This is a genomic window from Enhygromyxa salina (genome assembly GCF_000737335.2).
GTDB lineage: Bacteria > Myxococcota_A > Polyangia > Nannocystales > Nannocystaceae > Plesiocystis > Plesiocystis salina_C.
In genome coordinates this window covers 22,422-43,591 of the sequence record NZ_JMCC02000147.1, presented here as the reverse complement: position 1 = coordinate 43,591, position 21,170 = coordinate 22,422, and the positions used below count along the sequence as shown (strand labels likewise).

Here is a 21,170-nt window from a genome sequence, read left to right as displayed (position 1 = left end):
CGTTGCACTCACAGCCCAGTTCGCCGGGGATACAGCTGGCGACGCAGGTGTTGTTGACACACTCGAGGTCGCCAAGGCACTGGCCAGCGTTGCACTCACAGTTGAGCTCGCCTGGGATGCAGGCCGGATCGCCGTCGCCATCTCCGGTGTCGCCATCGCCATCGCCGGTGTTCTCGCCGTCGCCATCCCCGGTGTTGTCGCCGTCGCCGTCGCCTTGCACGGTGCTGCTGGACTCGCTCGTGGTGTCGTCGCTCTTGCCGTCGTCGCTGCACGCGAAGACGAGTGGAAGCACGAACAAGCTCAGCAAGGGCAGCCGCTTCATGCGGTCACGTTCGCACGTCGGGCCTTGGCTGGCAATTGAGATCGCGCACCGTAGGGGGGGCCTCGTAGTCTGGCGGAGATGCCAGTTCGCCCCTTGGGCCGGCTCGACGACGCTGGCCTGTGTACCGTCCCGCGTTATTTGCGAGATGTTGTCCCACGATCACCACGGGGCTGCACAGCCTCGGCATGACCCTGCGTGACAGTCGGCCGGCCGAGTTGCAGCTCCTCACACGCATCGAGCATCACTCGGTCGTCGACGAAGCTCTGGTCCCGGTCGTGCGCGAGCGTCAAGCTGGTCCGCAGCAGCCGGCTCGCCTGTCGTGGCAGCCCATGACTGACCCGCCACAGGATCTCGATCGCCTGCTCCGACAGCAGCTTGGTCTTGGCCCCGGCGACCTTCAGCCCGTGCTCGATCAGCGCCATGAAGTCCTCGCGCCCGCGCGGTGGCATGACGTTGGTCGAGACCACGCGGATCGCCGCCTGATCCCGAACAACGGCCCGGGACTGGTCGCCTGTTTAGTTCTGGCGATCAGTCCTGCCGAGCTGCGTGCGATCAGTTCAGGCGAGCTGAGTGCGATCAGTTCAGGCGAGCTGGCGGCGATCAGCCCTGCCGAGCTGGTTGCGATCACATAGCCCGGGCTGTGACAACCGTCTCTTCGCTGCGCTCGAGCTCTGCCAGGACGAGCCGTGCGTCTGTCGCCGACCACTGTCGGTCCCGCAGTTGAGCCAGTGTGTGTTCACGTGGTTCTTGTGTGCCATGAGCACGCGAGCCTCCCCCGTGGCAGGCGTGCTGGATCGCTGTTTTGGATGCTGTCACCCGAACGGACACCCTCTCGGCGGCGCGGCCCGTCCTGGCGAAACCACTGATCCAAACGACTAAATCGACCACTTGGAGTCCCTCCTGGAGTCCGGTCCTCCGTTGGATTGGGTCCTCCGTTGGAGTCTTTGGTCCTCTCTGTGATTGAGCGCTAGCGGCCAGTCGCTCGGTCAGTCCGCAAAGAACGCCAAGATCTGATCCCCTGGGATTGTCCGGAGGTCGAGCGAACGTCTACGGTGGGGGGAGCTCTTCCTGGACAATAGCGGCAGGGTCACCCACATCGTCAATAGGTCTGGGCACTACCTGCCCGCCGCGGAGAACTTGCGCCGAGCCCGGAAATTACTGCGGCAGCGTGGTTTCTTCGACGGCACGGAGATAGTAACGCTGCTGTAGATGACGGACGAGACGAACCGCGGAGACATCGCCATCTTATTGGCGTCGATTAATAGCGACCTGCTCGGCTGGGACTGGGACAACGACGAGAGCGGCCCTGACCTCGAGTCGAACTACGCCGAGCGGATCAGCCTGCTCGGTCATACACGGGTACTCCGCAGCGTCTTCTCTACTCATCCGGGCTCCAGGGGGACGTCGCTGCTCTTGCACCTGTGTTTCGTCTGGAAGGGTATGCACTACCGGGACTGGCTTCGGGTCTTGGCTGAGCGTCCCGAAATCGGTAAAATGGAGGTGGGCTACTTTCGGAACTTCTTTTGTGGGTACCTCGCAATTTCTTTCGAGGACGCTGTTAAGGAAGCCGAACTGTCTGGGTCGACGATGGCCCGACTTTTGCCGGAGGGGCGGCCAGCATCTGAGGAACCCCTATGGGGTCATGTTGAGGATGTCTTCGCCAATCTGGGCCTTGATCCATGGGTGCTTTGGCGACGCCTCAGCGGCGAGGGAGCGCCAATGCTCGTTTCTCCAGAGCAACTGTTGCAGCGCGGACGTTCGTGAAAGGACCTGACCAAGGAGTCGCGCATGAGCCCAGCCCGCGCATGAGCCCAGCCCGAAGGACCTGTCAGTTGCGAGCCCGGAGTCGGCCCAGCCCGAAGGACCTGTCGCGCGTGAGCCCGGGAGTTGGCCCAGCCCGAAGGACCTGTCGGAGCCCGGAGTCGGCCCAGCCCGGAGTCGGCCCAGCCCGAAGGACCTGTCGCGCGTGAGCCCAGCCCGCAGCCCGCGTGAGCCCAGCCCGTAGCCCGCGTGAGCCCAGCCCGAAGGACCTGTCAGTCGAGCCCGCGTGAGCCCAGCCCGAAGGACCTGTCGCGCGTGAGCCCAGCCCGCGCGTGAGCCCAGCCCGCGCGTGAGCCCAGCCCGAAGGACCTGTCAGTTGCGGGAGCCGGAGCCCGCGCGTGAACTCAGCCCGAAGGACCTGTCAGCCCGGGCGCGTGCGCGGGAACGACGTGAGTCCGGGCTGCAACCGAAGAAGCCCAGACCAAAGCCGCGCCCCACATACTCGTGGTCATGAGCGGATGACGATTTCGACCTCGTCAACGGCGACGGAGCCCGCGTGAGCCCAGCCCGAAGGACCTGTCAGTTGAGCCCGCGCGTGAACTCAGCCCGAAGGACCTGTCAGCCCGGGCGCGTGCGCGGGAACGACGTGAGTCCGGGCTGCAACCGAAGAAGCCCAGACCAAAGCCGCGCCCCACATACTCGTGGTCATGAGCGGATGACGATTTCGACCTCGTCAACGGCGACGAAATCGCGGCTGGCGACGGTAACCCGGACCGTGACCGGCTTGCCGTAGTAGCTGGTGTCGGGCTGCTCGAACAAGGGGCCAGCGCGCATGCTTTCTCCCTCCTGCGAGAACACCAGGCCAGTTTGACCCCCGGGCAAGTTGTCGATCGGCGACAGATACTCGATCTCGACCCACCAACACGCGCCATCGACATCGCCGGCCTCAGTTGGCAGATCGATGTATGGTGTGATCATTGATGAGCCCTGAAACCCGATGATGCTCTGGACCTCCTGACCGTCGACCCACGGGACGAAGGTGGCGCCATCGAGGTGGCCGATCCGGACGCTGCGCTGAGCGAGCATGCTGGTGTCGGTGGGGGGCTCGGTGCTGCAGTCTTCGGCCGGCTCGAGTTCAGGCTCCGCGCAGGCCAAGGCAGTCAGCGTCAGGGCGAACAACATCCAGGAAAAGGTTCGATACATGCTCGGGAGGTAGCACCGGTCCAAAGCGGCGGCCGCTGGTCGCGTCGTCTTTGGGGAGCGGATTTGACTCACAGCGGCGGCGAGAATCGGGCCGCTGGGGACGTCACGGGTAGATCGGGGGCAATCCACACCAGGTCGATGAGCGGCCGGTGGTGATCGACTGGCGCTGTCGTGGTACGCGGTCGGTCAGACCTGCCCGAAGGACCTGTCAGCCTGGTCAGCCCTGCCCGAAGGACCTGTCAGCCTGGTCAGCCCTGCCCGAAGGACCTGTCAGCCTGGTCAGCCCTGCCCGAAGGACCTGTCAGCCTGGTCAGCCCTGCCCGAAGGACCTGTCAGCCTGGTCAGCCCTGCCCGAAGGACCTGTCAGCCTGGTCAGCCCTGCCCGAAGGACCTGTCAGCCTGGTCAGCCCTGCCCGAAGGACCTGTCAGCCTGGTCAGCCCTGCCCGAAGGACCTGTCAGCCTGGCCGTGCCAAGGAACCTGCCCGCGGTCACGGTCAGACCTGCCCGGGTCAAACCTGCCCGGGAAGGACCTGCCCGAAGGACCGGTCAGCCTGGGCCGAAGGACCGGTCAGCTCAACGACTGTGCGCGGTGCCCGCGGAAAAGTGGATCCGCGACCCCACATGAAATTCCGGCCAACCGCAAATAGCCTGCAAACACCAACGAAGCGGGCCGATACGGCTCATGTGGCGACTCCACCGCGATTCATCCACGAGGAGCAGACCGCCTTCATCACGTGCAAGGCCGTGGGACGAGGGTTTCGCTTTGTGCCGACAGCACAGGTCACAGAGACGTTGCTGTTCGTTCTCGCGCACGCCTGCGCGAAAAACGACGTCTCGCTCCATGAGGTTGTGTACATGAGCAATCACTTTCATATCTTGCTCACGGCACACTCGGCATGCCTGCCAGATTTCGTCAAGGAGCTCAACTCGTTGACGGCGCGGACTCTGAACGCTCTGCGGAAGTCATCGGGGACGAACATCGAAAAGGGGTATGGGCTCGTCGAGCCGCAAGACGACGGGAAGGTGTTGGAGCACGCGGTCTACACACTGACGAATCCGTGTGCGAGTGATCTGGTGACCCGGGCGCGGCATTGGAAGGGTGTGACGACAGCACGAATGCGATATGGCGAGGAGATCGTCCTACAAAAGCCCAGGTACGGCCTCTGGGCCCGGAAGAAGCCAGGCACAAAGCCGAAGAAACGGAAGCGCCCCGACGCGCGGACGCCTTCGAAGCGTGACCGCAGTACGATTCCAGAGACAGTGAAGCTGCGGCTCGTGCGGCCACCGATCATGCCCGAGCTGAGTGACGATGAATTGCGGGATTTGGTGCTCGAGCGGGTGGGCGTGCGTGAGAACGAGTTGGAGGCCAGGCGGCAGAAGGCGGGGAAGAAAGTGGTCAAGATGCGCAACGTCCAGAAGCAACCCTGGGCGATGATGCCCGGCGCGGAGGAGTTGTTCGGGGTGCGGCCGACGGTGTCGGCGACGGATAAGGAAAAGCGTATCGCGGCGCTGGGGCGGAAGAAGGCGTTCGAGAAGGCGTATGCGGAGGCGCGGGAACGGTGGCTTGGGGGAGAGAAGGATGTCGAGTTTCCTGTGGGTACTTGGTTGATGTGCCAGAGGTATGGAGCGCGGTCTGCTGCGTATTCGTAGCTGAGTGCGAACGCAGAGGTTGGGCGGGCATGGCGACCCGCCTGCGGGTGCTGGTTCGGGGCGGGAGAGTGGGGCGAACCAGCGGCATTTGGAGCCTACAGCTGGGGATTGTGGACGGTTGGTTGAGCGATTGGGGTCGTTTTGGAGGGGGCGATCTCTACGGAGGGCGGCTCCCAGCGAAGGTAGCGGACAAGTCCTTCGGGCAGGAGGAAAAGGTCCGGGCAGGAGGAAACGCACCGCGGGCAGGAGGAAACGCACCGGCAAAAGTAAATGTCGCTGACCGGCAAATTTAATTGACGTCGAACAGTCGTCCAAGAGCGCTTCGTCTACAACCCCATATGAGCGCTCGCCGCTTCGAGGTGTCGACAAAAGCGGTGCATGACCCAATCGTGAACCAGCGCCTGCGTGGTCAGATAGATCGGCCACGGCAAGCTCGGCGCGAAGTCGTGTACCGCGGCGAGCACCGTCGTGCCGCCGTCGAGCATGCGAAACTCGAGGCGCGGTCGCGTGCTGGCGTTGAGATCGGCGAGCAGACCGCCAGTCACGTAGAGCAGCTGTCGGTCTGGGGTCGAGCGCTCGGGAGACAGCGTGAGCTCGAGCAGGGGCGTAGCGATGGGCCGGGCGTAAAAGCGCGTCCGGTCCCCTACGATCTCGACGCGCAGGATCGGCCCCAGCGTCCGCGGCAACCATGTCATGTACTCTCGCGCCACCCAGACAGCGTCGCGACCTGGTGCCACGTGCATGCGGTGGACGGCTCGGACCAGCGCACTGCGGCGTCGGCTTCGGCGGCGGACCACGGGGGACGGCGGCTTGCTCAGCGGGGCGAGCTCGGTCCGGGAGCTGGCAGGAGTTTCTAGGCCCAGATCAAGCGCTGAAGCCGACAGGCGAGCGCTTGGGGTGAGCGAAGGGGGCTCCGCCGCCGAAGCGAGGGGGCTGTTTGAAAGCCCCCGCGAAGACACAGAAGGCCCGAGTCGAGTGCGCAGCGCTTGATTCGGGTCTAAGGCGGCAGCGAGCGCCGCCTTCAGGGTGGTGGGCTCCAGTCCGAGCTTGCGCTGGAGCTCGAGATCGCGGGCAACCATCGGGTGCGCGAGGCTCTGGATGAGCGGCGCGACGAGTTCCTTGGGCGCCCCAGTGACCAGCGAGACCCACAGCCGCGACAGACCGATCGTCAACAGCGGCACGGAGATCAGCCGCCGCTTCTTGCCGAGCGCCTCCGCGGTGGCAAGCATCATGTCGCGATAGGTGACGGCCTCTGGGCAGCCGATGTCATGGGAACCAGCGAGTTGCTCATGCCCGAAGCACCTGTCAATGATGCGCACGACATCAGCGAGGGCGACCGGCTGGGTCAGGGTGCCGGTCCACGCGGGGCACACCATCAACGGCAGCCTCGACACGAGCTGCCGCATGATCACGAACGACGAACCGCCCGCTCCGATCACCAGACCCGCCCGCAACGCGACAACGGGGACACCGTGGCTCGCCAGGGTCCGCTCGGTTTCTAGCCGACTGGCGAGGTGCCGCGAGAGACCCTCGCGCGCGTCGCTGGGCACGAGGCCGCCGAGATAGATGATCTGTTTGACGCCAACCCGGCTCGCCGCGCGCGCAAAGTTGTCGGCGCAGATCAGATCGAAGTCCTCGAAGCGACCGCGCGCGAGCCGATCCGTGGGCAGCATCGAGTGAACCAGGTAGACGGCGCGGTCGCAGCCCGCGAGGCCCCGCTCGGCGTCCGCCAGCGAGAACAGGTCGGTGGCCCGCCACTGCCCGTAGCCGCCGCCCGGTGGGCGTGCTCGCCGGGACAATCCCACCGTCTCGAACCGACGCGCGAGCACGGGACCGAGGGCCGACCCAACGAATCCCGACGCCCCGGCCACGGCGATCACCTCTGGCGTCTCGGTCACGTGAACGGTGTAGCCCGTCCCACCCGTCGCCGCCTGCGCCGCGAGCGTGGGCGGAGCCGATGCACCATGGCGTGGCTCACCGAAAATAGATCGGCGTGTCCATCCCGTCGGTCACGATCACATAGACGATCGTGTCCGCCTTGGTGTCCACGTCGAGCTCGTTCCAGGCGGCCTCGATCAGCTGGGCGTGCATGTCTGCATAGGCCATCACCACCAGGATCTGCTTGACCCACGCGTCCTCGGGCACCACGTTCTGCGAGCTCACCAAGATGTCCGCCAGCTTGCCAGCGATCAGCGAGGCAGCCTGCATCGGCGGATAGGGATTCTCGGGCGGAAACCCAACCGCCCGCGTGACGCTGACCCCAACCTTGTGCATCGCAAGATCCACCAGCATGTCGGTCTTCTTGCTGTCCGGCGGGTCGTAGCCGATCTCGGTCTCGGTCGCGAGCAGCTCGGCGTCATCGCAGCGGGCCAGCACTTCGAACGCGAACGCCTCGCTGATCGTCGAGCTACCGCCCCCGTTGGGGGTGGTCAGGATGACCTGCGCCCCCTCGGTGAGGAGCGAGAGGTCATCGGGGTCATCGTAGGGGTCGTCGCCGAAGTCGAGGTGGACCGTGAACAGCGAGGGGGTCGGCAGCTCGAGCTCTGACGCGATCAGCCCGCAGCTGCCGATGATCTGCCCGAAGCCATCGCCATCACCATCGCCATCGCCATCACCATCGCCATCACCATCGCCATCGCCATCGCCATCGCCATCGCCATCGCCATCGCCATCACCATCACCATCGCCATCACCATCACCATCACCATCGCCATCGCCATCGCCATCACCATCACCGTCACCATCGCCATCGCCATCGCCATCACCATCACCGTCGCCGCTCTCGGTCCCGGTCTGCGCCTCACCCTGCTCCTCGTTGGCGGGGACAGGCGTACAGCCGCACAGACCGAGCACGGCGAGCGTGGCGAGGCACTTCGGCAGGTACGACCTCATGACAACCGAGACGATAGCCTGCCCTGCCCACCCCATGTCCGCGAACACCATCTCCGGCGCGGGCGAGCGTTCTCGCTGGCTGAGGTTCAAGACAGGCACAACGCGCAACGGTCAGCAGCGGCGGCCGCGAGGGCCCCGCGCGACGCCGGGGCGTGGCGGGCCTGGTCCTCGTCCGGCTCCGCGCGATCCGGCGCATAGCCCCCGACCATGCAAACCCAGATGTTCCCGAATTGCGGTCGAGTCAGAACGACGGATGAGCACCCGGTCACGGTTTCCCGAGATGCGCATGCCCGCGGACGCGTCGAGTTGAAATCGAGGCTGGCCAGTCTGGTCAGCTTGGCGGACGAACGAGCTCCCGAGCTGAGCAGGGTCACCACAAATACTCCTGCTTCGATCACTCAAGTACAGCAGCGGAGAAATCGCAGAGTTATGGTGGCCTAAGTGGGAAGCGCCCAGCACGAGGTCGGAATTTGTCTGCTCGATGCGGACGGTGCCGTGCTCGAGTTTGACCCGGACTTCGCACGGATCGTCGAGCTGGCGTGGCCAAGCGGATCCGTCGGACGCTCGCTGGCCAAGCTGCTGCCGTGGGCGCCTTCGCTGCCGTCGCCGGGCGGTCCGCCAACGTCGGTCCAGCACGATCTGGGCCACGTTCGTGTCGAGCTCCTGATCCGGCCTGCGAACACGGGGCCGGTCGCCTACTACGTCAGCGCTCAACAGCAACGCACAGAGACCGTGCTCGCCCGGCAGCTACGGGTCGCGCGTCAGACCTTGGACTCGGTCATCGAGGCGTCGCCGCTGGCGATCCTCACCGTCGACGAGCGCCAGCGCGTGGTCATGTGGAACCGGGCGGCGGAGCGAACCTTCGGCTGGACGCGCGACGAGATCCTGGGCCGGCCCTACCCGCTGGTGCCGGAGGACGAGCGCTCGGACTTCGAGGAGCTGTTCGACAAGGTCGTGCTGCGGGGCTCGGGCTTCACGGGGGTCGAGAGCACGCGGCTGCGCAAGGACGGCTCGCGGGTCGAGATGCGCATGCACACGGCGCCGCTGCGGGACGCAGAGGAGCGGGTCACGGGCGCGATGGCGATGCTCGAGGACCTGACCAAGACCCGACAGCTCGAGGAGCGGGTTCGTCACAGCCAGAAGATGGAGGCCGTGGGCCGGCTCGCTGGCGGCATCGCCCACGACTTCAACAACTTGCTCACGGTGGTGTTTGGCGCGGGTGATCTGCTGGCGCTGGACCGCTCGCTGTCACCAAGCGCGCGCGAGCAGGTGTCAGAGATCCTCAGCGTCGCGCAGTCGGCCCGCGAGCTGGTCGCGCAGCTGATGACCTTCAGCCGTCGCCAGGTGGTTCGCCCGCTGGTCATCGATCTCAACGAGCGCCTGCGCGAGGCCGGCAAGCTGCTGCGCCGGTTGATCGGCAACAACGTCACGCTGGAGTTCGACATCCCCGACATCCCCGCGTGGGTCCGGCTCGATCCGTCGCAGCTCGACCAAGTGCTGGTCAACCTCGCCGTCAACGCAGCCGACGCGATGCCCGAGGGCGGGACCTTGCGCTACGCGAGCAGCGTGCGCGAGCTGACCGTCGCGGCCGAGCCCCTCGCGGCTGGGCGCTACGCGTGTCTCGAGGTCCGCGACAGCGGCACGGGCATCCCTGCGGACATCTTGCCGCAGATCTTCGAGCCCTTCTTCACGACCAAGGGGGCCGGCAGCGGCACGGGTCTGGGCTTGGCCAATGTCTATGGCGTGGCCCGGCAAAGCGGCGGCAACGTGGAGGTCGAGAGCGAACAAGGGGAGGGGGCGTGCTTTCGCGTGCACCTGCCGTTGGTTCGGCGGCCGCTCAGGCGGACCCACTCTGGGCCACACGCGGTGCCGCGCGGCGACGAGCGCATCTTGCTGGTCGAAGACAACGCGGGCGTGCGGGTGACCATGGCCAAGACCCTGCAGGCGCTGGGCTACACCGTCACGGTCGCGTGCGACGGCGTCGAGGCGCTCGAGCTGCTCGCTGGCGAGCTCGTCGTGGATCTGGTGCTGACGGATCTCTCGATGCCCCGCATGGGCGGCGCCGAGATGGCCAAGCAGCTCGCTGCGCGACTTGCCGGTCGGGTCCCACCGGTGATGTACATGTCGGGCAACCTCGACGTCGAGGAACTGCGCGAGCAGGTCGAGCAAGGTCGCGCCAAGTTCTTGCAAAAGCCGGTCTCGCTGCGGGATCTGTCCCAGGCGATCCGCGAGGTCTTGGCCCCCGCCGAGCTGCTGGGCCGCTGAAGCACGAAACCACAATTGAGCGGGCCTCTCTAGTGCCCCACACCCTAAGTTCGATCCGGGTTATGCACGGCACTGAGGCCCAACGGCAGTGTCGCAGCTCCTAGCAGTACGCCCGGTACAGCGTCGTCGCCGCTCCTCGCCCTTGGGCCTCAGCTCCGCACCTAACCCGGAACGAACTTAGGGTGTGGGGCACTAGCTCGGGAGTCGGGGTAGCATCTTCACGCGTGGTCCAAACTGCTGGCATCGACGCTCGCTGGTACGCGCCGCTGCTGCGTCCCGTGTACTCCACGGTCACGCGGGCGCTGGATCTGGTCGCGCTCGAGCGGGATCCGTGGACGCTGCCGCGCACCGGCTTGGGCGGCGCGCTGGTCATCCAGGTCTCGCGCGGGTTCGGGCTGCGAGCCGGGCGACGGGCCGAGCGCGCGGCGATCGCCACGCTCGAGGGCTACAACCACCGGCTGCACCTCGGGTTGCCCGACACCGACGAGCGCGCGCGCTTGCTCAGTCGGGACTTGCAGTGGGCGCGCAGGGCCTGGGCGTCGCTGCTCGAGTACGACGAGGCCACCGTCACCCGGGTGCTGGACCGATTGTTCGGCCCCACCCACCACGCCTGCGACCGACAGATCCCCGAGGCGGTGCTGTTCTTGCGAGCGGCGGTCGCGGTCGGGGTCGTGTTGGGAGGGGTGCCCGACGCGGTCCACGACGTGCTCGACCGCCACGTGACCTGGGTCGGGCTGTCGTGGGAGGCCCACCGTGGAACCTTGGACGCGCCCGGCTGGGGTGGGGCGCTGGCGGCGATCGGTCTGCAGGCTGACTACCCCGCCGATCCCGAGCCACGCGCGCGCGAGCAAGCGATCATCGCCCTCGCGGAGCTGCCCCAGCGCTCGCCGGTCGACCTGCTCTCGTGCGCGCTCTCGCGGGCCCCTAGCGAGCTGCCGATCGCTCGCCATCCCCAGGCCTGGACGCCGCTCGCAGCTCCCACGCTCCCGTCAACGTCGCCCAGTCGTGTCCTCGGCGGCGGAGGTCTTGGCGAGTTTGGTCGGCGCTGGCAGCCGGAGGTCGAGCAGGCGCTCGGTGCCCTGACCCACAGCGGCTCGGAGGTCCTGACCCGGGCGACGGCGTACCTGCGCAGCCAGGGCGGCAAGCGAGTGCGGCCGCTGATCACCCTCGCGGCCGCCGAAGCCTGTGGCGGCGACGCCCGCCGGGTGTTGTCGCTCGCGGCGGCGATCGAGTGGCTGCATCAAGGCACGCTGGTGCTCGACGACATCGTTGACGCGGCCTCGCTGCGGCGCGGCCACGCGGCCCTGCACACCGCGACCTCCGACGTGTTCGCGACCGGCATCGCGGTGTTCGTGTTCACCCGCGTGCTCCGCTGCAGCCAGGGCATGCACCCCGACATTCGCCGCCACGTGATCAACACCGCGACCGCGCTGGCCGATGGTGAGCGGCTCGAGCTCGAGCACACCGGCGACCCAAGCCTCTCGCTCACGCGCTACTACGAGATCATCGAGGCCAAGACCGCCCGGCTGTTTGGATGCGCGGCGGCGCTCGGGGCCCTGGGGGTCGAGGCGCCCGCGGTCCAGGTCAAGGCGCTGGTTCGGTTTGGTCGCGAGCTGGGCCTGGCGTTTCAGATCATCGATGACCTGCTGGACTACCTCGGCGACGCGGCGGCGCTCGGCAAGCGGCCGGGGACGGACCTGCGGGCCGGGAAGATGACCCTGCCAACGATCGTGCTGCGTGAGCGGCTACAGGGCGACGAACGCCAGCGCCTGGCCGACGCGCTGGGCCGGGAGCACGAGCTCGAGTGGGTCCAAGCCAAGCTCGCGCAGCACGACGTCGCGCAGCACTGTCACGCGCGGGTCCGCTCGCACTCGGGCCGCGCACAGCAGGCGCTGCAGGCTCTGCCACCCGGGCCGGCGCGCGACACCATCGCGAGCTTCGCCCACGAGCTCGGGGGCCGACAATGTTGAGCGGCGGCGCCTCGCTGGCTCACGTGGCCAAGCGCGTGGGCATGTGGGCGCTGAGCTTGACCCTGCTGCTGTGCTTCTACGCGCTGGGCAAGCTCAGCGCCGCCGTGTTCGAGCCCAGCGTGCTCCCGCTGACGGCCCTGGATCGCGCGGTGCCCTTTCTGCCCTGGACGGTCTGGCTGTACGGCACGATCACCTGGGTCAGCCTGTTCGCGTGGTTGACGATCCCGACCCGGGCCGACGGTGCCCGGCTCATGACCTCGATCCTGATCGCCTCGGCCACCTGCGCGCTGGTGTTCGTCGTGTTCCCGACCAGCTTTCCCCGCGAGCTGTATCCGCTGACCCAGCTCGACAGCGCCAGCCAGCGCGAGCTCGCCCGGCTTCGGGCCGCCGACAGCCCGAGCAATTGCCTGCCCTCGCTGCACGTCGCGCTGGCCTGGGGCATCGCGCTGACCTGGGCCTCGGCGCTGAAGCATCGGCGCGTGGCTTGGCTGGCCGCGATCGCGTGGGCCGTGACGATCAGCGTCACCACGCTCACCACCAAGCAGCACTTCTTCGTGGACGTACCCAGCGGCATGATCGTGGGGGTGTTCGCCTGGTGGGCGGCGGCCAAGCTGTTCCCTGGCAGCACGAGCACGCCGGCCTGGGTCCGCTCGGAAGGGCTCACGCTCACGTGGGACACCCACAAAAAAGCCGCGGCCAAGCTGCGGCTCGCGGCCCAGGGCTACCAGTGGAGTCTAGACGAGGTCGACTGGCCCACCGGTCCGCTGCCGCCGCTGGATCCACTCTTGGTCCGGCTGATCAGCGAGCTGATCTACATTGAAGAGATCGCGGGCATGAACTTTGCGATCTTGGCCAAGGCATCGACCAGCGACGATCTGCGCGCGCTGTATGGCTACTTCGCCGACGAGGAGCGGCGCCACGCCAACGGCCTGCGCCGGGTCCTCGCGCTCCACGGCGCCAGCGTTCGCCCGCCCGGCCTTGGCAACTCATTGGTGCTCGACGAGTTTGACGCGCTCGATCACGAGTCCGACGCCGACGTGCTGCTGATCGCCACCGCCAACCCGGTGTTCGAGACCATGCTCGACGCCGGGACGGTGCCGTTCTTGCGGACCCACCCCGCGCTCAGGAGCCCGTGGTTCGACGACTTCGTCAAGCGGATCACCCGCGACGAATCGGCACACTTGGCCGTGAACTGGATGGTGGTCCGCGAGGCGGGTCAACGCTATCGCGGGCTCGCGGGGCTGAGCCTGTTGCTCAACCCCAGCATCTATCGTGGGATGGTCGCCGTGCCCTTCATGTCGCTCGACGTGTACTCGCTGGCCCACGCGATGGGCTATCGGTTCGAGACGCTGATGCCGGCGTTTGGCAAGCTGTGGCGGCTGCACAAGCGCTACGCCGAGCTGCGCGGGTTTCCGCTGTGGTCGGTGTTCCGCGTGTTCACGGCGGCGGGGGCGATCGCTACGATCGTCAGCGCCAGGTTGGCGCGGGCAGGGCTGATCTTCGTGCGGTTCTGGACGGCCGTCACCAGCGTCACGGATCTGTTCGCGCGGTTGGTGTTTGGCCGGCGACTGCTCAGCAAGCGCGGGCTGGAGTGATGGGTCTCAGTCCCGCGCGCGGGCGCTCATGCAGTACTTGAGCCCGTGCCGCAAGGTCGCCCGCGTGACGATGTCCGCGAGGTTGGCTTGCAGCGCGACCATGGTCTGGGCAACGGCCGGCCGGATCCCGGTAATGATGCACTGCGCGCCCAAGAGCTCTGCCGAGCGCGCGACCTTGAGGATGTAATCCGCTGTGTGGGTGTCGACGATCTCGACGCCGGTGAGGTCGAGGATCACGTAGTTCGCCTGGGTTCGCTGAACTTCTTGGAGCAGCCGCTCCATCAGCGTGCTCGCGCGGTCGCCCGACAGCGAGCCCAGGATCGGCAGCGCCAGCACGCCGTCCCAGACCTCGAGGATGGGTGCGGACAGGTCCTCGATCAGGCTGAGGCGCTCCTGGGCCTCTCGCTCGGCGCGCTTTCGCTCGAGATTCTCGTCTTCGAGCCGCTTGAGCGCGACGGCGAGGTCCGCCGCCGAGGCTGAGTCTGCGTGCAGCAATTGGTTGAACTTATCGGCGAGCGAGACGCTGGACGGCGCGATGTGGATCTCGTCAAATTCGTCGCCCCGCGCCTGAAACCGGGTCTGCGTGGCCCAACAGTCGACGCCAAACAGCCGCGCGCAGAACCCCGCGAACTTGCCACCGGTCATGTCGGTGCCCCAATCCACGCCGAGCGCCTTCTGATACAGGGCCTCGAAATTATTGCGCACGCGAAACACTGCTTTGTGCTTGTCGCGATCGAGCGAATGTAGTGTCCATTCGCCCCACCCGCAGGTGACCGCGTAGGACCCGAGCGCCTCAAAGCCAGCTTCGAAGCTTGGGGCGCTCGAGATCACGCCCCAATCGCCATCGATGCTCTCAATTCCGCCGCTCTGCATGCACAGCTTGAACCGCTCTGTGCCGACCATGCGCTGCATGCCGAGCATCATCCCGACCAGTGAGGACTCGATCCACATGGTCAGCACTGGCATACCGAACACGCGGACCAGACCCGCGCTCGTGTCCCACTCGAATCCGACGCCCTGAACGTTGATGGAAGGTAGGTTGTGTTGCGGTGTCGCGTCCATGGTCACGCTCGTATTGACGCAACTTATGCTCCACGCACGATTAACTCAACCGCGGATTTAGCCTCCAGATCGGCTGATGGGCCGGGGGCGCAACCGCCCCTCATTGCATCATTGGACCGCTCGGTCTGCATCATTGTCGAGGCGAGCGAGCAACGCCGGCAGCGACAACATCGTGTAGGTGTGGAACTCCTCGGGCTCGAGCGCGAGCAAGCATGGAATCACCAGATCTTCTTCGAGCTCGAGGTGCTCGACGAGCGCGGTGTCGTGGCGGCGCAGCGCCGCGGCCAACATTGGCGTCGCGGCTTGGCTGTCACCGGCTTGTGATAGCGCTGTGACAACGTCGACATGCAGCCGATGCAGCAGCTCATGGCCGGCGCAGGCCGCATCAAAGTTCATCGCCCAGCGCCGCGCGAGGTAGGGGTACAGCTTGCGCTCTTCGTACGCTTCATGGCTGCGCATCGCCGCGATCCAGCCCATGTACAGCGAGGCGATCCCGGCCGGGCCCTCACTGGCCTCGGCCGCCCGAACCAGGTAGCTGCTGATCCGACGAAAGTTCGCGTGCGAGCCAAGCAGCAAGACCTGGTCCGGGAAGTGCGGGTGCGTGGTCCAGTGCTCGCGGGGGATCGATGGGCTCGGCGCGGACATGACTCGAAGATCTGCCTCAGCCCGCGGGCGGGGCAAGCCGCCCAATCGGGGAGCTGTCGGGCGTTGCTGCGGTCGCGCGGGATCGTTGACGGTCGATGGGGTAAAAGCCCGGCCGTGAGCCAGAACCACGAGCTGCTGCAAGCCATCCACGCGGCGCCGACCGAGCTCGCGCCGCGCTTGGTCTACGCGGATCTATTAATGGGCGAGGGCGACCCCCGCGGGACCTTCATCGCCCACCAGTGCCGGCTCGAGGGCATGGATCCTCTACACGCCGACTACCCGATGCTCCGCGCCAGCACCGAGCGCCTGCGGTCAACCCACGCCGTTCAGTGGTTGGCGCCGCTGCTCGACCTGCTCGGGGTCCCCGAAGATCAGCGTGAGCAGCAGGTGCGAACCGGGCGATGGACGTTCGAGCGTGGGTTCGTGTCCAAGTTGGCCCTGGACATCGAGACCGCGTCACGCGTCGCCGCCGACCTCAGCCGCCTCGAGCCCTTGGACGGCATGACCCTGCTCGTCTCGGAGTGGATCCCGGACGCGCAGCGAAGCTTCCCCGAGGTCGACGCGTGGCGCCACCTGGGTCTCGAGCCCGACGGTTGGTTCACCGACTACAGCGTCGCGCATGCGCTGAGTTGGGGGCTGTCCCAGCTTCGCGAGCTGTCGCTGGCCAAGTGCAGCCTGGGTGTGAGCGGGTGCCAGCTGTTGGCCAACGAGGCCACGGATCTTGGCAGCAGCTTCGAAGACTACGTGGCTCCGCCGCCGCTGCCGATCGATCAGCTGCGCTCCCTGGACTTGCGAGGCTGCACAATTGGTGACGCCGGCCTCGAGGTGCTCGCGCGGGCGCCCACGCTGGCGGCACTGCAGACCCTGGATCTGACCCAGAACAAGCTGGGCGACGCGGCGCTGCAGCACCTGCGCCATTCGGGCGTCTTCAACCAGCTGCGCGCGCTCTCGCTGGCCGGCAACAACAGCTTGGGGCCGCAGCTGGGGGCGCTGGTGGATTGGCCAACGATCAAACAATTGCGGCGTCTGGCGATCCCGCAGACCACCACGATCGACGCGCTCATGGGCTTGTTCCCCCAGCCCAGCGCCAACTTGCGCGAGCTGGTGTTGACCAGCAACAAGAACTTCACCGCTAGGCCGGAGCTGCTGGCGGCCTGCGCTGAACACTTCACGCACTTGGACCTGGGCACCACGGGGATCGGTGACAAGGGATTGGCGATGTTGCTGGCGACCCCGCCGGCCGCCTCGCTGACGGCGCTGAAGCTCAACGGCTGCTCGCTGTCCGACAAGGCAATCACGATGCTGGTGAATTCGGGCCTCGATCGGCTCACCGAGCTCGACCTGTCCTCGAACAAGCTGAGCAACGCCGGGCTCGCGCAGCTCGCTGCGTGGCCGGGTCTGCGTCACGTCACGTCGTTGCGCCTGTCAAACAACCGCAAGCTCAGCTACGAGGGCTACGCCGCGCTCGCGCAGTCGCCCCACTTCGAGCCCGCCGAGCTGCTGCTGGGTAAGGTCAAAGATGATCCTGCGCGGGCCTTGCTCGACCAGCGCTACGGTGGACGGGCCGTCATGAGCAGCTGAGGCGTTCGAGTACAATCGTGCTCCATGCATTCTGGAATGCCGCATCCCAACCGCCAAGCCCCGCGGGTCCAGGACCCGTCGCGGGCTCTCGTGGCGGGTCTTGGTACACCGACGCGGGCAAGGGCCGGGTGGCCGATCGCTCGTTTGGAGCCGGGCTCACGGGCTAGCCCCAAATCAAGCGCTGAATTGGAAAAGGTGAATGATTTGGGGCTAGTACGAGCCGACAGGCGAGCGTTTGGGGTGAGCGAAGGGGGCTCCGCCGCCGAAGCGAGGGGGCTTTTGAAAGCCCCCTTGAAGACATAGTAGGCCCGAGTCGAGCGCGCAGCGCTTGATTCGGGGCTAGCGCGCGCTCGCACGACACGGGGGCCCGCGGTGTTCGGGCCTCGCCCGAGTACGATCAATAGCGTGCCTCAACAGCCTAAACGTGCGAGCATGGTCGGCATGACCACGCGAGTCTTGATTGCTGGTTCGGCTGTGCTCGCGTGTCTCGTTGGCTGCGGCGGTCCGGGTCTGAAACCGGTCGACCTCGAGTCCGCGCCGCAGGCCGACGACCAGCTGCAGCTGACGGAGAACAAAGACGTCGACATCCTGTTCGTGATCGACAACTCCGGCTCGATGGGCGCCGAGCAGGCCAACCTCGCCGCCAACTTTGGCGCGTTCATTCAGGTGCTCGAGGCCAACGACGTAGAGGCCAACTATCGGATCGGGATCACGACCACCGACAACGGCAACCCGTGGTGTTCCCCCGGCGCGACCACGCCCGAAGCCGGCAACCTGGTGCTCAGCTCGTGCCGCACGCGGATGGGCGACTTCATCTTCAACGATGGCGAGGAAGACGTCAGCGATCTGGCTTGCAACGACATCTGCACCCTCGACGCCGCCGCGCTCGAGATCCAGCCAACCGCCACAGACTTCGACGCCAACCCCAAGCCCCGCCCCTGGCTCGAGCGGATCGAGGGCTTCACCAACATCCCGGCCGGGACCAGCACCTATGATGCGTTTCGCTGCTTTGGCCCCCAAGGCATCAACGGCTGCGGGTTCGAGAGCCCGCTCGAGAGCATGTACTTGGCCTTGACGCGGGCGCAGACCGCAGACGAAGACAGCTACGGCTTCATGCGAGCCAACGCGCTGCTGGCTGTGGTGTTCGTGACCGACGAGGCCGACTGCTCCTACAACAAAGCCTGGGCGACGATCTTCGAGCAGGACGGCAATCGAGAGTTCTGGGCAGACCCCGCCGACATGTTCCCAAGCTCGGCGGTGTGCTGGAACGCGGGCGTTGACTGCGTGGGTGATCCGGGCAGCTACGACGCTTGCGAGACCGTCAACAAGGACGTCCTCGGCAACGTGACCGCAGATCCCGACGCCGCGGTCCTGCATCCCCTGAGCCGCTACTTTGGCCAGCTAGACCAGATCGAGCAGGACAAGCAACAGCTCAACGCCAGCGCCGAGGTCATTGTCGCGTTGATCGGCGGCGTTCAACCCGATGGGTCGCTGTTGTACGCGGACGTTGGCGACAGCGATCCAGAATTCCAGCACGACTTTGGGATTGGGCCGGGCTGCACCGGGCCAATGGGCGAGGCCGCCGTGCCGCCGGCCCGCTTGCGCGACTTCACAAACGAGTACACCCCGGACAACCTGCACTCGATCTGCGCGACGGACTACACCGGCGCGCTCGAGGCGATCGCGGACCAGATCCGCAGCAAGATCATCCCGGCCTGCTACTTCAAGTGTGCCGCCGACACCGATCCAGACACGGAGCTCGTCAACGCAATCTGCGAGGTCGAGCAGACCGTCCCCGGGCTCGGCGTGCGGGATGTGCCGGAGTGCCTGCGTGACGAGCAGGGCGCCTATGCGGTGGACCCCGCCTCGGGCAGCTACGTGATGCCCAGCGGCGACGACGAGGTCTGCTTCGCCGCGCGCACAGACATTGGCGGGCAGTCGGAAGATGGGCTGGATGACATCGCCGAATACTGCACGGACCTGGGCGCCAACCTCGAGTTTCAGCTGGCGTACGCGGCGGGTGTCGTACCGCCGGCCGGGGCGTACTCGGCGGGGTCGTGCGTGGTCTCAAACGACCCCGCGCAGGACTGCCCAAGTCTGGATTAGTGTACTGCTAGAGCGGCGATCAGTTTGGAGTCACGACGCCAGGCACATCTGGGGCCGCTCCTGCCGTTGTCGGTCGGCGCTCGCAGCATGCCGGATACAGCTTCGGCCTCCCTCCTAGGAGCCCGTGGTGCAACGCATCGCGTCGCCTCGCGCCGGGATTTTCGTCGAGATTGAGGAGCCGAAACGCACCTGTACCGGGCGTACTGGAAGTTTCGGCGACGAAGAGCTCGGCGGAAAGACCAAGCGAGGCGGCGTGAGGCGTTGCACCACGGGCTCCTAGGCAGGAACGGCCCCAGACGCACCTGACGACGCGACTCCAAACTGATCGGCGCTCTAGGAACTGTGACACTGCGGCAGGGTATTAGGGGCTACGCGTGCAGTCCAGCAGCCACGCGTCAAACACCGAGCCAACCAAGAACCGATCCGCGCCCACGCCCAGCGCGACGCTCGAGCCGGACATCTCGCTGCCATCCGAGAGCCACACGTCTTCGGTCTCCCACGCGCCGGACTCCGTCTGCGCCAGCCGGACCACCTGCGAGGGCGAGCGCTTTGTCGCATCTTTGGCGTAGGCGCTGAAGCTCAGCAGCTTGGGGTGCGCGCCGATCCACAGCGAGTCGTCGGCGGCGATCGTGATGTTGTCGGGGCCGTGAACGGGGACCTCCTCGCGCGGCGTCAGGGCGCCCGAGCTCTGATCCCGATCGAACACGTGGACGCGCCCGCCGGTCACGGCCGCGACGTACACGGTCTTGCCATCGCGGCTCACGTTGACGCCGTTGGCGTAGAGAATGCCCTTGGCGACGACCGAGAACGCGGCGCCATCCCAGTACAGCACGTGGCCGCGTGCGAGCCGGCCGTAGTCTTCCAGCTTGTGGCCGAGCGCGCTGGTCGCGAGGTGATCGTTCGTGACATAGAAGCGCTCCTCGTCGACGGGCGCGATGTCGTTGGGGCTGACCAGCAGGGGATCGGTGATCGTGCGCTGCAGCGCCAGGCGAACGCGGCCGTCTTCGTTGACGACGTCGAATACCTCGATCGTGTGCGCGGGTCCTTCGGCGCCCTCGTTGGGGCCAAACAAGGTCCGACCGGGGTGGTTGACGACGAACAGGCGCTCGGTCGCGGCGGACTCGGGGGTCGAGCCGATGCCGTGCGGATGAAACACCTCTGGCGCGTCGCCGCTCGCTGCGTAGACGGCGGGCGGATCCGCTGCGAGCGAGTAGTAGTAGATTGCGCCGCGGACCGGGTTGCCCGCGGCGGTGGCCCGGCGGTCGTCGGACGACACGAACACGCCGCCTTCGGGGGTTCCAGACGCGGCCGTGAACGCGAGATCCTCGGCACCGACCACGCCCTCGATCCGCTCGCACGCGGCGTCGGAGTGAAACTCGAGCGAGGTCAGCTGGCCGGCGAGCGCCAGCAGGTAGATGCCCCAGCCGAGCCCAAGCGCGACGACGGTGGCGAGGGAGACGAGCGCGATCTTGCGGCTGCGCGGCATGGGGTACGGTAGATCAATCTGGCCCGGCTAGCCCAAGCTCGGCGCGCAGCTCGTCGAGGGGCCGCGCAAACTCGTCCTCGAGCCGCACCGCCAGCAGCAACTTCGCCCGCTTGCCGATCCCCCACCCACGGCGGAAGCTCCGCCACGCCGCCCCCAGCCGCAGCGGGCAGCGCAGCGGGGCGAACAACAAGGCCACGATCGCGGTGAGCCGAAACCCAGCGCTGTAGTTCTGCCCGCCAACGAACGCCCAGACCCCAACCTCACCGGGCCAGCTGGCGTCGAAGCCGGTCAGCACGTGGACCATGTCGTGAATGATCGCGTAGCGCACCGTGAAGGCGTTGCGCGCGACCATCTCGGGGTCACAATTGCCGGTCAGAACGATCGGGTGCAGCTTGTTGGACTGCAAGAAGCGCAGGTATTCGCGGCCAAGCGTGCCATCGGGCAGCTGCGCGAGCGCGTCTAGATCCACGGGCGGCGCGTAGCCCCGAACGCGGTCGAGTTGGGCCTCGACCTCTGGCCGCGCGCGGGCGCCAGACAGCTCACCCTTGTAGACCGGGACATCGCCGATCAGCGCCGGGTTGGCCTGGGCCTCTCGGATCTTGCGCAGGAGCTCGAGCCTGGTCATGACGCA

15 protein-coding genes and 1 pseudogene are annotated in these 21,170 nt (G+C 66.7%); 7 read left to right on the top strand and 9 right to left on the bottom strand.

Translation table 11 applies throughout. The features are described from left to right. Together DB30_RS41985 and DB30_RS41980 are read right to left on the bottom strand one after the other, a co-directional pair. Nucleotides 1-322: pseudogene (locus DB30_RS41985) on the bottom strand (hypothetical protein); the annotation flags it as partial. Nucleotides 323-456: 134 nt separating this feature from the next. Next, entirely contained in the window at nt 457-789 is a 333-nt protein-coding gene (locus tag DB30_RS41980; RefSeq protein ID WP_052558275.1) for a hypothetical protein, read from the bottom strand. Nucleotides 790-1,531: 742 nt separating this feature from the next. Here DB30_RS41980 and DB30_RS37355 point away from each other — a divergent pair. Further along, nucleotides 1,532-2,086 (top strand): hypothetical protein, encoded by a 555-nt coding sequence (locus tag DB30_RS37355; protein ID WP_052558272.1) that lies wholly within the window; start codon nt 1,532-1,534, stop codon nt 2,084-2,086. Between the two features lie 702 nt (nt 2,087-2,788). Here the strand turns inward: DB30_RS37355 and DB30_RS37350 are convergent. After that, complete coding sequence (locus tag DB30_RS37350; protein WP_146662387.1) at nt 2,789-3,286, bottom strand: hypothetical protein; 498 nt, start codon at nt 3,284-3,286, stop codon at nt 2,789-2,791. Between the two features lie 766 nt (nt 3,287-4,052). On the opposite strand from DB30_RS37350, the gene DB30_RS37345 reads away from it, so the two are divergent. Beyond that, nucleotides 4,053-4,937 (top strand): transposase, encoded by an 885-nt coding sequence (locus DB30_RS37345; RefSeq protein WP_165704126.1) that lies wholly within the window; start codon nt 4,053-4,055, stop codon nt 4,935-4,937. Nucleotides 4,938-5,263: 326 nt separating this feature from the next. Here the strand turns inward: DB30_RS37345 and DB30_RS37340 are convergent, their stop codons facing one another. Both DB30_RS37340 and DB30_RS41975 read right to left on the bottom strand, forming a co-directional pair. Continuing rightward, nucleotides 5,264-6,835: a Rossmann-fold NAD(P)-binding domain-containing protein gene (locus DB30_RS37340; RefSeq protein WP_052558263.1), complete on the bottom strand. Its 1,572-nt coding sequence runs from the start codon at nt 6,833-6,835 to the stop codon at nt 5,264-5,266. A 76-nt stretch (nt 6,836-6,911) separates the two neighbouring features. Then, the gene (locus DB30_RS41975) at nt 6,912-7,829 is read right to left on the bottom strand and encodes a hypothetical protein (RefSeq protein ID WP_205633156.1); all 918 of its coding nucleotides are present in this window, start codon (nt 7,827-7,829) and stop codon (nt 6,912-6,914) included. 441 nt (nt 7,830-8,270) lie between these two features. Here DB30_RS41975 and DB30_RS37330 point away from each other — a divergent pair, with 441 nt between their 5' ends. From DB30_RS37330 to DB30_RS37320, 3 genes are all read left to right on the top strand, one after another. Next, nucleotides 8,271-10,094: a hybrid sensor histidine kinase/response regulator gene (locus tag DB30_RS37330; RefSeq protein ID WP_052558257.1), complete on the top strand. Its 1,824-nt coding sequence runs from the start codon at nt 8,271-8,273 to the stop codon at nt 10,092-10,094. A 224-nt stretch (nt 10,095-10,318) separates the two neighbouring features. Continuing rightward, complete coding sequence (locus tag DB30_RS37325; RefSeq protein ID WP_052558255.1) at nt 10,319-12,064, top strand: polyprenyl synthetase family protein; 1,746 nt, start codon at nt 10,319-10,321, stop codon at nt 12,062-12,064. After that, nucleotides 12,058-13,659: a phosphatase PAP2 family protein gene (locus tag DB30_RS37320; protein ID WP_052558253.1), complete on the top strand. Its 1,602-nt coding sequence runs from the start codon at nt 12,058-12,060 to the stop codon at nt 13,657-13,659. The genes DB30_RS37325 and DB30_RS37320 overlap by 7 nt, the downstream gene beginning before the upstream one ends. Nucleotides 13,660-13,665: 6 nt before the next feature. Here DB30_RS37320 and DB30_RS37315 read toward each other — a convergent pair whose 3' ends face one another. Both DB30_RS37315 and DB30_RS37310 read right to left on the bottom strand, forming a co-directional pair. Continuing rightward, nucleotides 13,666-14,721: an STAS domain-containing protein gene (locus DB30_RS37315; protein ID WP_240480417.1), complete on the bottom strand. Its 1,056-nt coding sequence runs from the start codon at nt 14,719-14,721 to the stop codon at nt 13,666-13,668. Nucleotides 14,722-14,829: 108 nt separating this feature from the next. After that, the gene (locus tag DB30_RS37310) at nt 14,830-15,366 is read right to left on the bottom strand and encodes a hemerythrin domain-containing protein (protein ID WP_052558250.1); all 537 of its coding nucleotides are present in this window, start codon (nt 15,364-15,366) and stop codon (nt 14,830-14,832) included. A gap of 114 nt (nt 15,367-15,480) precedes the next feature. Between DB30_RS37310 and DB30_RS37305 the strand changes: the two genes are divergently transcribed. Together DB30_RS37305 and DB30_RS37300 are read left to right on the top strand one after the other, a co-directional pair. Then, on the top strand, nt 15,481-16,947 hold the full coding sequence (locus DB30_RS37305; RefSeq protein WP_052558247.1) for a TIGR02996 domain-containing protein: 1,467 nt from the start codon (nt 15,481-15,483) through the stop codon (nt 16,945-16,947). Nucleotides 16,948-17,388: 441 nt separating this feature from the next. Next, nucleotides 17,389-19,053 (top strand): vWA domain-containing protein, encoded by a 1,665-nt coding sequence (locus DB30_RS37300; RefSeq protein ID WP_146662381.1) that lies wholly within the window; start codon nt 17,389-17,391, stop codon nt 19,051-19,053. 361 nt (nt 19,054-19,414) lie between these two features. Here the strand turns inward: DB30_RS37300 and DB30_RS37295 are convergent, their stop codons facing one another. Then, nucleotides 19,415-20,539, bottom strand: coding sequence for an SMP-30/gluconolactonase/LRE family protein (locus DB30_RS37295; RefSeq protein WP_052558242.1), 1,125 nt, complete (start codon nt 20,537-20,539; stop codon nt 19,415-19,417). A gap of 13 nt (nt 20,540-20,552) precedes the next feature. Then, the gene (locus DB30_RS37290; protein WP_052558240.1) at nt 20,553-21,164 is read right to left on the bottom strand and encodes a Coq4 family protein; all 612 of its coding nucleotides are present in this window, start codon (nt 21,162-21,164) and stop codon (nt 20,553-20,555) included. Nucleotides 21,165-21,170 lie beyond the last annotated feature (6 nt).

Excerpts from the sequence above, each read along its gene's own strand:
- DB30_RS37300 (WP_146662381.1), top strand. The coding sequence starts at position 17,389 with ATGACCACGCGAGTCTTGATTGCTGGTTCGGCTGTGCTCGCGTGTCTC.
- DB30_RS37310 (WP_052558250.1), bottom strand. The coding sequence starts at position 15,366 with ATGTCCGCGCCGAGCCCATCGATCCCCCGCGAGCACTGGACCACGCAC.
- DB30_RS41975 (WP_205633156.1), bottom strand. The coding sequence starts at position 7,829 with ATGAGGTCGTACCTGCCGAAGTGCCTCGCCACGCTCGCCGTGCTCGGT.
- DB30_RS37320 (WP_052558253.1), top strand. The coding sequence starts at position 12,058 with ATGTTGAGCGGCGGCGCCTCGCTGGCTCACGTGGCCAAGCGCGTGGGC.
- DB30_RS37315 (WP_240480417.1), bottom strand. The coding sequence starts at position 14,721 with ATGGACGCGACACCGCAACACAACCTACCTTCCATCAACGTTCAGGGC.
- DB30_RS37290 (WP_052558240.1), bottom strand. The coding sequence starts at position 21,164 with ATGACCAGGCTCGAGCTCCTGCGCAAGATCCGAGAGGCCCAGGCCAAC.
- DB30_RS37295 (WP_052558242.1), bottom strand. The coding sequence starts at position 20,539 with ATGCCGCGCAGCCGCAAGATCGCGCTCGTCTCCCTCGCCACCGTCGTC.
- DB30_RS37355 (WP_052558272.1), top strand. The coding sequence starts at position 1,532 with ATGACGGACGAGACGAACCGCGGAGACATCGCCATCTTATTGGCGTCG.
- DB30_RS37350 (WP_146662387.1), bottom strand. The coding sequence starts at position 3,286 with ATGTATCGAACCTTTTCCTGGATGTTGTTCGCCCTGACGCTGACTGCC.